The organism is Kitasatospora sp. NPDC058032, assembly GCF_042885845.1.
Classification (GTDB): Bacteria; Actinomycetota; Actinomycetes; order Streptomycetales; family Streptomycetaceae; genus Kitasatospora.
On sequence record NZ_JBHVRK010000014.1, the window covers coordinates 94,587 to 110,256 of the forward strand.

The window sequence follows — 15,670 nt, forward strand, 5'->3', positions numbered from 1 at the left end:
GCGCCGCCGACACGGCGGACACCCCGGGACCGGAAGGCCCACGGGGTGTCCGCCGTGTCGGCACGCGCTCAGCCGGCGGCGCCCGGGCGGCGCCCGTCGCCCCGGCCGTCCTGCGGGGTGGCGGCCTCCTCGGCCTTGAGCAGCGCGGCCCGGTCGATCTTGCCGTTGGCGTCCAAGGGGAAGGCCTCGACCGGCCGCAGGACGCTCGGCACGGCCTGCTCGGGCAGCCAGGGCCGCACGGCGGCCAGCAGCACGGCACCGTCCACCGGCTCGTCGGAGGCGGCCGTCGGCTGGACGAAGGCGAGCAGCTGGGCGCCGCCCCCGGCCTGGGCCGGGCGGGCGACGACGACGGCGCGCCGCACCCGGGGGTCGCGCTCGAGGGCGGCCTCGACCTCGGCCGGCTCGATCCGCACACCGCCGACCTTGACCTGGTCGTCCAGCCGCCCGAGGAACTCCAGCACCCCGTCCGGGCGCATCAGCACCCGGTCGCCGGTGCGGTAGACCCGGTCGGTGCCGTCGACCTCGTCGGGCGCGGAGACGAAGCGCTCGGCGGTCGCCTCGGCGTCGAGGTAGCCGATGGCCAGGCCCTGGCCGCCGATCCGCAGTTCGCCGGCCTCGCCGTGCGGCAGCGGGCGGCCGTTCTCGTCGGTGACCAGGACGATCGCGCCCGGGATCGGACGCCCGATCGGCGGCGCGCCGGCGCCGTGGTCGACGCCCGGGGCCATGGTGTGCACGGTGGTGACGACGGTGGCCTCGGCCGGGCCGTAGGCGTTGTGCACGGTCGCGGTGACGTCCGCTGCGGGGCCCCGGCGCAGCCGGTCGCCGCCGATCATCAGATGGCGCAGCGGCAGGTCGCCGGGCCAGGGGCGGTCGAGGACGGGTTCGGCGAGCGGGGTGGGCAGCACGCCGACGGTGACGCCGGCGGTGCGCCACCAGCCGGTGAGCGCGGCCGGGTCCCGGCGGACGGCCCCGGGGGCGACGCAGAGCGCCGCGCCGGAGCCGAGGGCGGCCCACAGCTCCATCGGGTGCGGGTCGAAGGCGACGCCGACGAGCAGGCTGTGCCGGTCGCCGGGGCCGAGGCCGGTCAGCTCGCGGTACCAGGTGAGCAGGGCGCCGAACGCGGTCTGGCCGACGGCGACGGCCTTGGGCAGGCCGGTGGAGCCGGAGGTGAGCACGGTGTACTGGGCGCCCTTGGGGGCGCGGACGGCGGGCGCTCCGCCGGTCGCGGGGGCGGCGAAGGCGGCCACGGTTCCGGGCGGGCCGGGGGCGGCGAGCGGGCGGTGCCGGCCGTCCCGGTGGGCGGGCGGCAGCAGCGCCGGGTCGCCGATCAGGCAGGCGGGGCGCAGCCGCTCGGCGACGGCCCGCAGCCGGCGCTCGCCGGGGCGCGGGCCGAGCGGCAGGTGGACGGCGCCGATCCTGGCGACGGCCAGGGTGGCGGCGACCAGGGCGGCGGAGTGGTCCAGGCAGAGGCCGACCAGGTCGCCGGGCCGCACCCGCTCGGCCAGCTGCTCGGCGACCTCGTCGGCGAGGCGGTCGAGTTCGGCGTAGCCGAGGGTCAACTCGCCGTCGATCAGCGCGGGGGCGTGCGGGGTGCGGCGGGCCCAGCTGGTGAACAGGTCGAGGACGGCGCCGTCGCGGTGCGGGCGGCCGTGGGCGAGGGAGAGGCCGGGCAGGAGTCCGGGCACGGGGCGGGCCGGGGTGCTGGTCATGGTCGGTCCTCCGGACGTCGGTCGAGGGTCGTCGGTACGGGGCCGGCCCGGACCCGTGGCCCGGGCCACGATCACCTTCCGGGCCTCGGAGGTCCCCTTGATGATGGTTGTCATCCGGACGCGGCGGTAGGGGCACTCCGGCGGGTGACCGCGCACCCGGCCGCCGGCACCGTGCGCCCGCCCTCCGCCGGCGCCCGGTCCCGCGAGGTCCCGACACGGGACGGGAGAGGTGTGCCGTTCATCGAACGACTCTCGGTCACCGCTTCACCGCCGGGCAACCGGCTGGCCGGATTCCGGCCCCCGCCCGGATCGGCCGGATGCCGCCGGCTCCGCGGCCCTGACGCACCGGCGGCCCGCGTCGCCGGCTGCGGCCCGGTGCCCGGGCGGGCGGGCACGACCAGCGGTGACGCGGGGACCGTCCCCCGGGCGCCGCCCGCCGACGCCGCGCCCGCCGTCCGGACGGCGGTGGCCACGGCGGCGGACGGTCTCCTTCAACTTGGCCGGAACGCCGGCGCTCTTGACGTTCCGTCACCGTCGGCCGCCCGGGGCGGCGGGTCAGGCCGGGTCGAGCCCGGCGTCCGGGGTGCGGCCCGCCTGGGCCTGCTCGATGCGCTTGACCAGCATCGCGGCGAGCCGACGGGTGCCGGCCAGGTCCACCGGGCCGCCCTCGGTGGTGACGGTCGCGACCAGCGTGCCGGAGCGCAGCACGATCGCCACGCCGTCCCGGCCCGCCAACTGGCCCTGGAACGCCCGGCTCTCCGTGCCCAGCGGGCCGATGTCCGCCGGGCCGTACTTGCCGGTGTCGCCGTAGGAGGCGTACGCCTCCTTGAGGCGGTCCTGGGCCTGGGCGCGGTCGGGCAGGGTGTCGACGCCGAAGCGCACGGTCGTGTCGCCGGCGCTGAACCGGGCCTGCCCGCTCAGCGGCCTGCCGGTGCACGGCGCGGCGATGGAGCAGGTGGTGGCGTGGTCGGCGGTGTCGACCCGCCGCTTCTCCTCCTCCCAGCCGGTCATCGCCGTCCGGTCGGGCAGGAGCTGGGCGACGAGCGCGGAGTCGAGCAGCGGGGTGTCGGAGTCGGGTCCGGTGGCCGGCTGCCCGCCACCGGTCGTCGTGCCGCCCGCCGTCGTGCCCGCCGTGGCACCTGTTGTGGCACCGCCGCCCCCGGACGTTCCCCCGGGCGTTCCCCCGGCCGCTCCCCCGGACGGGCCGCCCGTTGCCGTTCCGGCGCCGGCCGACGGGCCCGGAGCCGTCGCACCGGCCGTCGCACCGCCCACCGTCGCGGCCGCCGGCGTGCCCGCCGGGGCCGCGGTCCCGTCGCCGGGCGCCGGGGTCGCGGCGGCGCTCCCGGTGGCCGCCTCCGCCGTCGCGCCCGGGCTCGCCGACACCGCCGGGGCGCCCTTGGCCGCCTCCCCGGAGTGCCCCGAGCTCCCCGAGCCGCAGGCCGCCACCGCCGCCAGCAGCGCACCCGTGGCCGCCGCGGCGGCCACCTTCCGACCGGCCCTGCCCATGTCCCGCCCCTCTCGTGTCCGTGGCCCCTCAAGATAGACGCGCCCCGGAGCCACCGGTTCCCCGGGGCGCGGGCTCACGGACCCTCCGGCTCACGGACCGTCCGACGGGACGGCTCCGGGGGCGCCCGGGGGCAGCGGCTCGACACCGGTCACCCGGCTCACCCTGGTCGGCTCGATCAGCACCACCACGCGCCGTTCCCCCGGGACCCCCCAGCCGAAGCGTTCGACGCCGAGGTAGGTGCGGGCCAGCCGGTCCATGTTCCGCTCGGCCTCCTCGCCCTCGACGAAGCGCACCACCCGCCCCCGGATCTGCACCCGGTCGTACGGGTCGGCGGGATCGGCGAGCGCCAGGCAGACCCGCGGGTCCCGCCGCAGGTTCCGCTCCTTGACCCGCCCGACGGAGGTGTTGAAGAGCAGCAGGTCCCCTTCCATCCCCACCCACATCGGGCTCACGTGCGGCGACCCGTCGGCGTTGACCGTGCCGACGTACCAGATGTGCCCCGCCTCGATCCGTTCCCGGACGTCCTTCGAGATCTCGACCATGCGCCGAGTCTGCCCGCCCCCGTCCGGGCGCACTCCGCTCCCCGCGCCCGGCGGTCACCCGGACCGCCCAGGGCGATCGGGTGAACACGCCCGGGACTTCCACCCGAAGGGCGCACCGACCGCGCTGCCGTTGCCACCTTCCGGTGGCACCTGCCGCCACCGTGGTTGACGTTGGATCAGGCGCCCGCCCGTGAATCCCCTGGCCGACGACGTGTCGGCGATCACGGATACCGCGCCGGAAGGATCATCATCATGCGTTCTGCACGCACGCTGCTCGCCGGGGCCGCCGTGGCCGCGGCCCTGACCGTCGGCACCCCGCTCGCCTTCGCCGACGGCGCCTCCGACCAGGGCAAGAACCTGACCTGGCAGGAGAAGCAGGAGAAGGCGGCCAGCCCCGAGGGCCAGAAGACCTGGGAGGAGAAGCAGCAGGGCTCCTCCGGCACCGAGGAGCACAAGGCCGAGGGCAAGGGCTCGGAGAGCAAGGGGTCCGAGGGCAAGGGCTCGGAAGGCAAGGGCCACGAGGGCAAGGGCGAGGAGAAGGCCCCGCACGGCGGCGTGCACACCGGCGGCGGCGGGCTCGCGCTCTCCGGCGGCGGCCTCGCCTCCGGCGCGGTCCTGCTGCTCGGCGGTCTCGGGGCCGGCGCCCTCGCGCTGCGTCGCGGTCTCCGTACCGCCGGCGCCGCCGTCTGACCCCGCGCCGTTCCCGCCGCCTCCCCTCGTGGCCCGCGTCCGGTCCGCCGGACGCGGCGGAGGCGCGCGGGGCGGCGCTTCGCCGTGTCGGGCCCGCGGCCTCGGCGGCGCGGACCACGGAGAGGAGTACCAGCGACCATGGCCGGTCCGATCCCCGGTACGTCCCGGCTGCTGCGCACCGGCATGGGTGCCGCGGCGCTCGGCCTGCTGCTGATCTACAACTCGGTGGACACCCTCCCGGCGGACGGGTCCGTCCCGGGCCCGGCCGCGCCCCCGGCCGCCACCGCCGCCACCGCGCCGGGCGACGCCGACCCGGCGGCGCCCGCCCCCGCCGCACCGGTCAAGGCGGCGCCGCCGCTCAAGCGGTCCAGGCCGGTCCGGCTGCGCATCCCGCAGATCAACGTGGACGCGCCCGTCGGCGAGCTGACCCTGAACCCCTCCGGGCAGCTCAACGCCCCGCCGCCGGACGACAAGAACCTGGTCGGCTGGTACCGCGACGGCGTGACGCCGGGCGAGCGCGGCGCCGCGGTGGTCGCCGGGCACGTCGACACCACCAAGGGGCCCGCGGTGTTCCTGCTGCTCAGCCTGATGCTGCCGGGCAGCAAGGTGGAGGTCCAGCGGGCCGACGGCACCGTCGCCGTGTTCACCGTCGACGCCGTCGAGACCTTCGCCAAGGACGCCTTCCCCGACCAGCGGGTCTACGGGAGGACGCCCGACGCGCAGCTGCGGCTGATCACCTGCGGCGGCGCCTACGACAAGAAGCGCAAGGACTACCTCGACAACGTGGTGGTCTTCGCGCACCTGGAGTCCTCGCGCCCGGCGTGAGCGCCTCCGGCGGCAACGCGGCCGCCGGTCCCCCCTCGGGAGGGGACCGGCGGCCGTGGCGCGTCGGCGGGCGGCGCGGGCGGGTCAGCCCCGGACGACCGCCTCGAAGGCGTGCAGGTACGGGTTGACCGGGCGGACCTCGCGGACCTCCAGGCCGGCCGCGGTCATCAGCCGGACCATGCTCGACTCGGAGTGCTTGGCACCGCCGACGTTGAGCATCAGCATGAGGTCCATGGCGGTGGTGAACCGCATCGAGGGGCTGTCGTCGACGAGGTTCTCGACCACCACGACCCGGGCGCCCGGACGGGCCACCGCGACCACGTTCGCCAGGGTGCGGCGGGTGCTCTCGTCGTCCCACTCCAGGATGTTCTTGATGATGTAGAGGTCGGCGAGCACCGGGATCTCCACCCGGCAGTCGCCGGGGACCAGCCGGGCCCGGTCGGCGAACGCGCCGCCCGCGCGCAGCCGGGGGTCGGCGCCGGCGACCACCTTGGGCAGGTCGAGCAGGGTGCCGTGCAGCGCCGGGTGCTTCTCCAGCAGGCTGGCCAGGACATGGCCCTGGCCGCCGCCGATGTCGACCACCGAGTCGATGCCGGTGAGGTCGAGGTAGGCGGCGAAGTCGGCGGCGGACTGCCGGCTGGAGGTGGTCATCGCCTTGTCGAAGACCTTGGCGGACTCTCCCCCGTCGCTGTGCAGGTAGTCGAAGAACTCCTTGCCGAACAGCTCGGGGAAGACGTTGCGGCCCGAACGCACCGCCTCGTCCAGCCTCGGCCAGGCCTCCCAGGTCCACGGCTCGGTGCACCACAGGGAGATGTAGCGCAGGCTGTTCGGGGCGTCCTCGCGCAGCAACCGGGACATCTCGGTGTGGGCGAAGCGGTCGCCGTCGAGCTCCTCGAAGATGCCGTAGCAGGTGAGGGCGCGCAGCAGGCGGCGCAGCTGCCGGGGCTCGGTGCCGAGGTCGGCGGCGAGGTCGGTGACGGTGGCGGGGGTGTCGCCGAGCGCGTCGGCGGCGCCGAGCCGGGCCGCCGCACGGACGGCGGCGGCGCAGGCTGCGCCGAAGACGAGCTCCCGCAGGCGCATGGCGGCCTGTGGGGTGGTGGCGGGTGCGGTGGTCATGGACCGTTTCTCTGCTTTCTGCGGGAGCGGGATGGCGCGGGGGGCCTCGGTCGGCTTCGGGTGCGGTGGGGCGGGCGGACCGGTCAGCAGCGGCCGGCCGGCTCGGAGACCGCACACTGGTTGCGGGTGAAGGCGTTGTCGGTGCCGGTGTCGCGGTCGGCGAGGTCGGCCGGGCCGTTGCCGAGCACGAGGTTGTCGGCGACGGTGTTGCGGGCGTTGGGCACGCCGACCACGCTGTGGACGAGCACGATGCCGCCGGAGAACGGCGAGGCGCCGACGTTGTCGCGGACCTCGTTCTCCGTCACCGCGGTCTCCTCCGCGCCGGTGAGCACGATGCCGGCGCCCTGGATGTGGTCCAGCCGGGGGTTGGGCGGGCAGTAGCGGTTGTTGGCGACGACCTGGTTGCGGTGGACGGTGAGCGCGCCGGCCCGGGGCACGCCCTCGTCGCCGACGATGAAGACGCCGCCGCAGTTGCCGTGGATCCGGTTGCGCTCGATGCTCAGGTCGCGCAGCCGACGGACGGTGACGCCGATCCGGTTGTCGGTGAGCAGGTTGCCGGTGACCATGGTGCCGTCGGTGGAGAGGGCGCCGCCCTCGCTGTCCACCGTGTTGGCGAGGAAGACGCCGGACTGGCCGTTGCGGGCGGACTCGTTGGCGGTGATCACGCCCCGGGTGGACTTCTCCTGGCTGATGCCCTGCTGTCCGTTGTCGTGAACGTAGGTGGCGCGGACGGTCAGGCCGGTGGTGCCGGTGGCGTTGATGCCGTTCTTGCGGAAGCCGGTGACGGCGAGCGCCTCGACGGTGACGCCGTCGAGCGGCCGGTCGTCGGTGCCGACCACGCAGAGGCCGTGGCCGGCGGCGGAGCAGGCCGCGGCGGCGTCGGCGGCGGACGTGGCGGCCTTGGCGGCGGGCGCGGTGGGCGCGGTGGGCGCCGTCGCGGGCGCGGCGGAGGTGGCGAGCGCCGTCGCGCTGTCGGCGGGGAGGATCACGCTGTCCGGGCCGGCCCCGCGCAGGGTGAGGCCGGGTGTGGTGATCCGGACGCTGCCCCGGTACTCGCCGGGGAGCAGCTGCACGGTGTCGCCGGGGTGGGCGGCGTCGAGGGCCTGCTGGATCGACCCCCCGGGCTGGACCAGGTGCAGTTCGCCGGCGGCGTGCGCGGGCGCGGCGCCGACGGCGGTGAGGACGGTGGTCAGGGCGGTCGTGGCGGCGGCGGTGGCCGCGGCGAGGTGGTGAACCCGTCGCGTGGGCATGGGTGATGACCTGCTTTCTGGCACGCCGCCGCGTGGGAGCCCCGACGCGCTCGTTCGTGGGGGCCATCGGCACGGTGACGCAAGGTGAGCGGGAGATGACGGCCGGTGGGTGTCGGCCGAACCGACGCTAGGTGCGCTCCGGTGCCCGCGCCACCAGGGTTGGGCTGCCGGGCTGACGGGGCGTCGGACGCGGCGGCGGCACCCGCGCCGTCCGGGGGCGGCCGGCCCGCCCGACCGGGTGGGAACGACCGCTGTCGGGAGTCCCGCCGCCCGCGTGCCATGCTCGGAGCCATGAGCACCGCCACCACCACCGCAGCCCCCGTCGCGCCGACCGCCCCCGAGGGGCCCGCACCGGCCGGCCGCAACCCGGTCGGCGCCCACGTGCCGGTGGCGGCCCGGGGCCTGGCCGGCACCGGTCTGGCGTACGCCCGGCGGGTGGGCGCCGAGACGGTGCAGGTGTTCGTGGCGAACCCGCGCGGCTGGGCGACGCCGCCCGGCAACCCGGCGCAGGACGAGGAGTTCCGCGCGGCCTGCGCCGAGCAGCGCATCCCCGCCTACGTGCACGCGCCGTACCTGATCAACTTCGGCTCGGACAACCCGGCCACCCGCGAACGCTCGGCCGTCTCGCTGCGCCACTCGCTGCTGCGCGGACATGCGATCGGCGCGCTGGGCGTGGTGTTGCACACCGGATCGGCGGTCGGCGCGGCGGCGGACGGCGGCTCGCGCCGGGCCGAGGCGATGGCGCAGGTCCGGGCGGACGTGCGCCCGCTGCTGGAGGAGCTGGACGCGCTCGGCGACGACGCGCCGTGGCTGCTGCTGGAGCCGACCGCCGGCCAGGGCCGTTCGCTCTGCTCGCGGATGGAGGACCTCGCCGAGTACGTCGACGCGCTGGACGGCCACCCCAGGGTCGGGGTCTGCCTGGACACCTGCCACGCCTTCGCGGCCGGCCACGACCTGGCGGAGCCGGGCGGCGTGCGCCGGACGCTGGACGCGCTGGTCGCGGCCGCCGGTCCGGGCCGGCTGCGGCTGATCCACGCCAACGACTCCGAGGACGCCGTCGGCGCGCGCAAGGACCGGCACGCCAACATCGGCGACGGCCTGATCGGCGCCGAGCCGTTCCGCGAGCTGTTCGAGCACCCGGCGACGGCCGGTGTCCCGCTGCTCGTGGAGACCCCGGACCGCAAGCACGGCGGCGACGGCACCGGCCACGCCCGGGACATCACCGCGCTCAAGGCGCTGCGGGCCCGCGCCGGACGGCCGGCGTGAACGACCCGGCCCGCGTCGGCAGCCCGGCCCGCGCCGCGCGGTCCCTGTAGGCCACCCGGCCCGCACCGGGCTGCCGGGGCGCGCCCCCGGTGGCACGCTGGAGCGAATCATGCGCCCCAGGACGGGGGATCTCCCGATGAGCCCGACCCGGAAGTTGGCCGAGCTGCCGTGCGGCCGCCGCGGCAAGTGGGTGGTACTGGCCCTGTGGCTGGTGCTGCTGGTGGTGGCGGGCCCGCTGGCGGGAAAGCTCGCCGGCGCCGAGGACAACCAGGCCTCCAGCTGGCTGCCGAGCAACGCCGAGTCCACCCGGGTGCTGGACGAGCAGCGGGCCTTCCAGCCGGTGGACACCGCCCAGGCGGTGGTGGTCTACGTGCGGGAGAGCGGCATCACCCTCGCCGACCGGGCCGAGGCGGCCCGGGACGCCGAGGCCTTCGCCTCCGCCCCGCACGTGCTCGGCCCGGTGCAGGGGCCGGTCGAGTCGGCGGACGGCCAGGCGCTGCAGACCATCGTGCCGATCGACATCGGCACCGGCGGCTGGCAGGACCTGCGCCCGGCCGTGGACAGTCTGCGGGCCACCGCCGCCGCGAACAGCCAGGGCATGACCACCCATGTCACCGGCCCGGCCGGGGTCGGCGCCGACCAGGCGGAGGCCTTCGCGGGGATCGACTCCACGCTGCTCGCGGCCACCGTCACCGTGGTGATCGTCCTCCTGCTGCTCACCTACCGCAGCCCGGTGCTGTGGATGCTGCCGCTGTTCTCGGCGGCCGGGGCGCTGGTGGTCGCACAGGCGGTGATCTACCTGCTGGCCAAGCACGCCGGACTGACCGTCAACGCGCAGAGCGCCGGCATCCTCATCGTGCTGGTGCTCGGCGCGGGGACGGACTACGCGCTGCTGCTCACCGCCCGCTACCGGGAGGAGCTGCGCCGGCACGAGGACCGGCACGAGGCGATGGCCTTCGCGCTGCACCGGGCCGGGCCCGCGATCCTGGCCTCCTCGGCGACCGTGATCGTCTCGATGCTCTGTCTGCTGGTCGCCGAGATGAACTCCACCAGCGGCCTCGGTCCGGTCTGCGCGATCGGCGTGCTGGTGGCGCTGCTGGCGATGCTGACCCTGCTGCCGGCCCTGCTGGTGATCGTCGGCCGCTGGGTGTTCTGGCCGGTGCGGCCCGCGTTCGGGACGCCCGAGCCGACGCGGACCGGCCGCTGGGCGCACGTCGGCGCATGGATCGCGCGCCGTCCGCGCAAGGTCTGGACCGGCACCACGCTGGCCCTGGCGGCCTGCTGCATCGGGCTGGTCTCGCTGAACGCGACCGGTCTGAGCACGGCGGGCACCTTCACCGGCAAACCGGACTCGGTGGTCGGCCAGGAGGTGTTGGCGGCGCACTTCCCGGCCGGCACCGGCGCGCCGCTGACGGTCATCTCCGCGGCCGGCGAGGCGGAGGCGGTGCGCACGGTGACGCAGCAGACGGCCGGGGTGTCGGGCACCACGCAACCGGTGACGCACGAGGGACGGGCGATGTTCCAGGCGACGCTCACCGACCCGCCGGACAGCCAGGCCGCCAAGGACACCGTGGACCGCCTGCGGACCTCCGTGCACGCCGTACCGAACGCCGACGCCCAGGTGGGCGGCTCGACGGCGGTGATCCTGGACGCGGGCCGGGCCGCGACCTCCGACAACCGGACGATCATCCCGCTGGTGCTGGGCGTCGTCCTGGTGATCCTGGCGCTGCTGCTGCGTGCGGTGACGGCGCCGCTGGTGCTGATCGCCACCGTCGTGCTCTCCTACGCGGCGGCGCTCGGCATCAGCGCGTTCTTCTTCGCGCACGTCTTCCACTTCGAGGGCCAGGACAACGCCTTCCCGCTGTTCGTCTTCGTGTTCCTGGTGGCGCTGGGCATCGACTACAACATCTTCCTGATGACCCGGGTCCACGAGGAGTCCGTCCAGCACGGCACCCGGCCGGGCGCGCTGGCCGGGCTGGCCGCCACCGGCGGTGTGATCACCTCGGCCGGTCTGATCCTGGCGAGCACCTTCGCCGTGCTGGGCACCCTTCCGATCGTCGGCTTCGCCGAGATCGGCTTCGCGGTGGCGCTCGGCGTCCTGCTGGACACCCTCGTGGTGCGCTCCGTGCTGGTCACCGCGGTGACCCTGGACCTGGACCGCCACATGTGGTGGCCGAGCGAGTTGTCCAGGCAAGTTCCTCCACCCAAGGAGGAGTTGGCCAGACAGCTTTAAGTTACCGATGCGTTCATATGGTTATCGTTCACCGTCTGGACGAACGTGGCCCTGCGTCGCTTCACTGCGGGCATGCCAACTCCCTCCGCGCGCCTCGCCGCCGTCTGCACGGCCGCCGCAGCCCTGCTCGCCCCCGTCGCCGCCGCGCCGGGCGCCCACGCCGCCACCACCGGGAACGCGTCCGTCCCCGCGCTCAAGGTGCTGACGTACAACGTCTTCCTGATGAGCACGAACCTCTACCCCAACTGGGGCCAGGACTACCGGGCCAAGGCCATCCCCGCCGCCGACGTCTTCCAGGGCCAGGACGTCGTGGTGCTCCAGGAGGCCTTCGACAACGCCGCCTCCGACGCGCTGGTCGCCCAGGCCTCGGCCGCGTACCCGTACCACACCCCGGTGGTCGGCCGCTCGACCAGCGGCTGGGACGCCACCTCCGGCAGCTACAGCTCCGCCACCCCCGAGGACGGCGGCGTCACCCTGCTCAGCAAGTGGCCCATCCTGCGCAAGGAGCAGTACGTGTTCAAGGACGCGTGCGGCTCGGACTGGTGGTCGAACAAGGGCTTCGTCTACGCCGTGCTGAACGTCAACGGCCTGCGCACGCACGTGATCGGCACCCACCTGCAGTCCACCGACACCGGCTGCTCCGCCGGCCGGCCGGCGGCGATCCGGGCCGCCCAGCTCAAGGCGATGAAGGCCTTCGTCGACGCCAAGAACATCCCGGCCGCCGAGCCGATCCTGCTCGCCGGGGACCTCAACATCGACTCGCACGGCACCGAGTACCCGGCGCTGCTGGCCAACGCGGGCGTGGCGCCGGCCACCACCCGCGACGGCTGGGCCGACTCCTTCGACACCGCGGACAACTCGATCGCCGCCTACCGCTACCCGGGCGAGCCGAAGGAGGACCTCGACTACGTCCTCTACCGGGCCGACCACGCGCGCCCGGCGAACTACACCAACACGGTGGTCCGTTTCCACAGCGCGCCGTGGACGGTCAGCAGTTGGGGCACCGGTTACACCTACAACGACCTCTCCGACCACTACCCGGTCACCGCCGGCTGACCGGCCGGCCAGCTCGCCGGTCGCGGCGGTTGCGGCGGCTGCGGCGGTTCACCCGGGTCAGCCGGCCCCGGTGAACCGCCGGTAGGCGGCGGCCAGCGCGGCGTCCGGCGGGCGTCCGCGCGAGGTCAGGCCGGTGGGGCCCAACTCGTCGAGAGCGGTGGCGACCTCACCCTCCGGATCGTCGGCCGGGGCGGGGACGGAGCCCTGCCAGAAGACGTCGATCAGCTCGGCCAGGGGCCGGTCCGGTCGGTCCGGTCGGTCCGGCCGTTGCTCGAAGTCGGCCACGGGTCACTCCCCGATCGTGTCGGCGGACAGGGCCAGCAGTTCGCGCAGCCGCTCGGCGGGCAGCTCGGCGAGCCACTGCTCGCCGTCGCCGACCGCCGCCTCGGCCAGGGTTCGCTTGGCGTCGAGGAGTTCACCGATCCGCTCCTCCACGGTACCGGCGCAGACCAGCCGGCGGACCTGCACGGCCCGGCGCTGGCCGATCCGGTGCGCGCGGTCGGTGGCCTGGTCCTCCACCGCCGGGTTCCACCAACGGTCCAGGTGCACCACCTGGTTGGCGGCGGTCAGGTTGAGCCCGGTGCCGCCCGCCTTCAACGAGAGCAGGAACACCCGCGGCCCGTCCGGCGACTGGAAGCGCGCGACCAGTTCCTCGCGCCGTCCGCGCGGCACCCCGCCGTGCAGATGGAGCACCTCCTCGCCCAACTTCCGCCGCAGGTAGGGCCGGAGCATGGTGCCGAACTCCGCGTACTGGGTGAAGACCAGCACCCGGTCGCCCTCGGCCAGCGCCTCCGTCAGCAGCTCGACCAGCCGCTCCACCTTGCCCGAGCGGCCGGCCACCGCCGTACCGTCGTGCAGGAGTTGGGCCGGGTGGTTGCAGACCTGCTTGAGCCGGCCGATCGCCGCCAGCACCGCGCCCTTGCGCTCGACGCCGCGCAGCCCGCCCAGCCGCTCCAGCAGGTCCGTCACCACCGCCCGGTAGAGCCCGGCCTGTTCCGCCGTGAGCGCGCAGCTGACGGTGAACTCCTGCTTGGCGGGCAGGTCCTGGACGATCAGCGGGTCGGTCTTGCGCCGGCGCAGCAGGAACGGGCCGGTGACCCGGCGCAGTCGGGCCGCCGCGTCCACGCTGCCGGTCTGCTCGACCGGGATCGCGAACCGCTCGCGGAACGCCTCCGGGCCGCCGAAGAGCCCGGGGTTGGCGAAGTCCAGCACGGCGTGCAGATCGGCCAGTCGGTTCTCCACCGGGGTGCCGGTGAGCGCGATCCGCGGGCCGGAACGCAGCGAGCGCAGGGCGCGGGACTGCCGGGCCGACCGGTTCTTGACCTGCTGGGCCTCGTCGGCGACGATCCGCCGCCAGTGGACGCGGCGCAGTTCGGCGGCGTCCCGCTGGACCAGGCCGTAGGTGGTGATCACCAGGTCGGCGGTGGCGTCCGGCGCGGTGCGGTCGGGGCCGTGGTGGACGTGCACCCGCAGGCCGGGGGCGAACCGGGCGGCCTCCCGCTGCCAGGTGCCGACCATCGACATCGGGCAGACCAGCAGGACCGGCCCGCGGGCCCCGCGCTCCTGTTCCAGGGCGAGCAGCGCGAGGGTCTGCACCGTCTTGCCGAGGCCCATGTCGTCGGCCAGCACGGCGCCGAGGCCCAGCCGTCCCAGCGCGTCCAGCCAGGCCAACCCGCGCCGCTGGTAGGGGCGCAGGGTGCCGGTGAAGCCGGCGGGCAGCCGCGGGGCGCGCTCGGCGGGGCCGGGCCGGCCGGCCAGCAGATCGCCGAGCGGGCCGGTGGCGTGCACGGCGGTGACCGGCAGTCCGTCCACCACGGCGGTGTCGTCCACGGCCAGCCGCAGCACTTCGACCGGCTCCATGGTGCCGCTGCCGTGCTCGGCCAGGAACCGTACGGCGGCGGCGAGTTGGGACTGGTCGACCTCGATCCACCGGCCGCGCAGCCGGACCAGCCCCTGCTGGGCGGCGGCGAGGTCGGCGAGTTCCCGCTCGGTGAGCGTGGACTCGCCCAGGGCGAGGCGCCATTCGAAGGCCAGCACGGCGTCCCGGTCGACCTGTGCAGTGCGCGCCACGGCGGACGGGTCGCCGGGCGGGGTGCCGGCCGTCAGGACCAGGCCGAGCCGGGGGCGGCGCTGCCACCAGGCGGGCAGCAGTACGCCGAATCCGGCGCGGGCCAGCGCGGGCGCGCCCTCGCGCAGGAAGCGCAGGGCGCCCGCCCGGTCGAGCCGTGCCTCGGTGGCGAAGACCCCCGGGAGCAGCGCGCGCAGCCCGGGGTCCACCCGCAGGGCCCGGGCCAGCTCGGCCCGGTAGGCCTCGGCCGGGTCGCCCGCCTCGGCGGGCACGGCGTCGGCCAGCGCCTGGTACGCGGGGTCGGCGGTGCCCGGCCACAGGGCGGCGGCGGGGACCACCAGGGAGGGGCGCTCGGTGGCGCGGACCAGCAGGTCGAGCCGCCAGGTCTCGGCACGCACCCCGCCGTCGGGGTCGTCCTGGTCGGGGCCGAGCGGTTCGGTGAGGCGGAAGTCGAGCCGTAGCGGCGCGTCGGCCGGGCGGGCGCCCTGCCAGGCGGCCAGCCGGTCGGGCAGTCCGGCGGGCGGGGCCTGGTCGAGCCGGCCGTCGGGGCCGTGCAGGGCGGCGAGGAAGGGGTCGGCGGGCGGGTCGAGGTCGGCGAGGGCGACCCGGGCCTCCTGGTCGACCAGGGCGTCGAGCACCCCGGCGAGCAGCGCGGTGGCGGAGGGCGCGTCCGCCGAGGGCCCGTCTGTCGAGGTCCCGCCCGCCCCGGGCCCGCCCGCCGGGTGCGCGCCCGCCAGGTGCTCCGCGCGGCAGACCGGCGGGCAGCCGGCGGCCAGCGCCGCCGCCTCCCGTCCGGCGAACGCGTCCGGGGCCGGCCGCCAGCGCGCGTACCACCGCCCCGCCTCCTCGACCAGCACCGGCAGCAGCCGCCCCCGCCCGACCAGCCGCCAGGCGAGGTCGTGCACGGCGGCCAGCCAGCGCACCGAGGCGCCGTACGCCAGCTCGGCCGGGGTGCCGTCGGGCAGCTGGACGGTTGCGCCCGGCCAGTGCGGATCGTGCAGCGCGCCGAGCAGCTGGGCGGCCTGCGAGCGGTCGAAGAGCAGCGCGGGCACCCGCCACGGGCTCAGCGCCACGCCCCGCGTCACGGCGCCCACCGGAAGGTCCGGGGACGGCACGGGCCGGGTGCCGAGGGTCGGCAGCAGCAGCCCGGTCCACCGCTCGGCGGCCTGCTCGGCCAGCCAGCCGAGGCCCGGCCCGACCGCTGCCAGCAGCCGCGCCACCTCGGCGGCGGGGCAGGCGAACGGGTGCGCCGTCCCGCCGCGCTCACCGCGGGCGGGCGCGTCGCCCCGGTACACCGACGCGTCCTCCGCCCAGACGGCGAGCCGGCCGTCGGCCCGCCAGAGCGCGTGCAGGGCGTACATCGGCGGGCGGCACCTCTCCGGGGCGGGGACGGGCAGGGCGGGGACGG

Annotated in this window: 12 protein-coding genes; 5 read left to right on the plus strand and 7 right to left on the minus strand. The window is 76.1% G+C overall.

Features of this window, described 5'->3' with window-relative positions:
- Nucleotides 1–68: 68 nt before the first annotated feature.
- The 3 genes from ACFVUH_RS22600 to ACFVUH_RS22610 form a co-directional block, all read right to left on the minus strand.
- Nucleotides 69–1,709: an amino acid adenylation domain-containing protein gene (locus ACFVUH_RS22600; RefSeq protein ID WP_387915085.1), complete on the minus strand. Its 1,641-nt coding sequence runs from the start codon at nucleotides 1,707–1,709 to the stop codon at nucleotides 69–71.
- A 555-nt stretch (nucleotides 1,710–2,264) separates the two neighbouring features.
- Nucleotides 2,265–3,215, minus strand: coding sequence for a hypothetical protein (locus ACFVUH_RS22605; RefSeq protein ID WP_387915086.1), 951 nt, complete (start codon nucleotides 3,213–3,215; stop codon nucleotides 2,265–2,267).
- A gap of 90 nt (nucleotides 3,216–3,305) precedes the next feature.
- The gene (locus ACFVUH_RS22610) at nucleotides 3,306–3,758 is read right to left on the minus strand and encodes a PPOX class F420-dependent oxidoreductase (protein WP_355374014.1); all 453 of its coding nucleotides are present in this window, start codon (nucleotides 3,756–3,758) and stop codon (nucleotides 3,306–3,308) included.
- Nucleotides 3,759–4,010: 252 nt separating this feature from the next.
- Here ACFVUH_RS22610 and ACFVUH_RS22615 point away from each other — a divergent pair, with 252 nt between their 5' ends.
- Together ACFVUH_RS22615 and ACFVUH_RS22620 are read left to right on the plus strand one after the other, a co-directional pair.
- Nucleotides 4,011–4,448, plus strand: coding sequence for a hypothetical protein (locus ACFVUH_RS22615; protein WP_387915087.1), 438 nt, complete (start codon nucleotides 4,011–4,013; stop codon nucleotides 4,446–4,448).
- Between the two features lie 138 nt (nucleotides 4,449–4,586).
- On the plus strand, nucleotides 4,587–5,273 hold the full coding sequence (locus tag ACFVUH_RS22620) for a class F sortase (RefSeq protein WP_387915088.1): 687 nt from the start codon (nucleotides 4,587–4,589) through the stop codon (nucleotides 5,271–5,273).
- A gap of 84 nt (nucleotides 5,274–5,357) precedes the next feature.
- On the opposite strand, the gene ACFVUH_RS22625 is transcribed toward ACFVUH_RS22620, so the two are convergent.
- Both ACFVUH_RS22625 and ACFVUH_RS22630 read right to left on the minus strand, forming a co-directional pair.
- Nucleotides 5,358–6,389, minus strand: a complete 1,032-nt coding sequence (locus ACFVUH_RS22625) for a methyltransferase (RefSeq protein ID WP_380683620.1) — start codon at nucleotides 6,387–6,389, stop codon at nucleotides 5,358–5,360.
- Between the two features lie 83 nt (nucleotides 6,390–6,472).
- A complete protein-coding gene (locus ACFVUH_RS22630) occupies nucleotides 6,473–7,639 on the minus strand; it encodes a right-handed parallel beta-helix repeat-containing protein (protein ID WP_387915089.1) in 1,167 nt (388 codons plus the stop codon).
- Between the two features lie 291 nt (nucleotides 7,640–7,930).
- On the opposite strand from ACFVUH_RS22630, the gene ACFVUH_RS22635 reads away from it, so the two are divergent.
- From ACFVUH_RS22635 to sph, 3 genes are all read left to right on the plus strand, one after another.
- On the plus strand, nucleotides 7,931–8,905 hold the full coding sequence (locus tag ACFVUH_RS22635) for a deoxyribonuclease IV (protein WP_355374028.1): 975 nt from the start codon (nucleotides 7,931–7,933) through the stop codon (nucleotides 8,903–8,905).
- A gap of 136 nt (nucleotides 8,906–9,041) precedes the next feature.
- On the plus strand, nucleotides 9,042–11,138 hold the full coding sequence (locus tag ACFVUH_RS22640) for an MMPL family transporter (RefSeq protein ID WP_387915090.1): 2,097 nt from the start codon (nucleotides 9,042–9,044) through the stop codon (nucleotides 11,136–11,138).
- A 72-nt stretch (nucleotides 11,139–11,210) separates the two neighbouring features.
- Entirely contained in the window at nucleotides 11,211–12,194 is a 984-nt protein-coding gene (gene sph, locus ACFVUH_RS22645) for a sphingomyelin phosphodiesterase (protein WP_387915091.1), read from the plus strand.
- Nucleotides 12,195–12,251: 57 nt separating this feature from the next.
- On the opposite strand, the gene ACFVUH_RS22650 is transcribed toward sph, so the two are convergent.
- A complete protein-coding gene (locus ACFVUH_RS22650) occupies nucleotides 12,252–12,479 on the minus strand; it encodes a hypothetical protein (RefSeq protein ID WP_387915092.1) in 228 nt (75 codons plus the stop codon).
- A 3-nt stretch (nucleotides 12,480–12,482) separates the two neighbouring features.
- The gene (locus ACFVUH_RS22655; protein WP_387915093.1) at nucleotides 12,483–15,623 is read right to left on the minus strand and encodes a DEAD/DEAH box helicase; all 3,141 of its coding nucleotides are present in this window, start codon (nucleotides 15,621–15,623) and stop codon (nucleotides 12,483–12,485) included.
- Nucleotides 15,624–15,670: the final 47 nt, after the last annotated feature.

Coding starts and splice junctions, on each gene's coding strand:
- ACFVUH_RS22620 (WP_387915088.1), top strand. CDS start 4,587: ATGGCCGGTCCGATCCCCGGTACGTCCCGGCTGCTGCGCACCGGCATG.
- ACFVUH_RS22615 (WP_387915087.1), top strand. CDS start 4,011: ATGCGTTCTGCACGCACGCTGCTCGCCGGGGCCGCCGTGGCCGCGGCC.
- ACFVUH_RS22630 (WP_387915089.1), bottom strand. CDS start 7,639: ATGCCCACGCGACGGGTTCACCACCTCGCCGCGGCCACCGCCGCCGCC.
- ACFVUH_RS22655 (WP_387915093.1), bottom strand. CDS start 15,623: ATGTACGCCCTGCACGCGCTCTGGCGGGCCGACGGCCGGCTCGCCGTC.
- ACFVUH_RS22635 (WP_355374028.1), top strand. CDS start 7,931: ATGAGCACCGCCACCACCACCGCAGCCCCCGTCGCGCCGACCGCCCCC.
- ACFVUH_RS22600 (WP_387915085.1), bottom strand. CDS start 1,709: ATGACCAGCACCCCGGCCCGCCCCGTGCCCGGACTCCTGCCCGGCCTC.
- ACFVUH_RS22625 (WP_380683620.1), bottom strand. CDS start 6,389: ATGACCACCGCACCCGCCACCACCCCACAGGCCGCCATGCGCCTGCGG.
- ACFVUH_RS22610 (WP_355374014.1), bottom strand. CDS start 3,758: ATGGTCGAGATCTCGAAGGACGTCCGGGAACGGATCGAGGCGGGGCAC.
- ACFVUH_RS22640 (WP_387915090.1), top strand. CDS start 9,042: ATGAGCCCGACCCGGAAGTTGGCCGAGCTGCCGTGCGGCCGCCGCGGC.
- ACFVUH_RS22605 (WP_387915086.1), bottom strand. CDS start 3,215: ATGGGCAGGGCCGGTCGGAAGGTGGCCGCCGCGGCGGCCACGGGTGCG.
- sph (WP_387915091.1), top strand. CDS start 11,211: ATGCCAACTCCCTCCGCGCGCCTCGCCGCCGTCTGCACGGCCGCCGCA.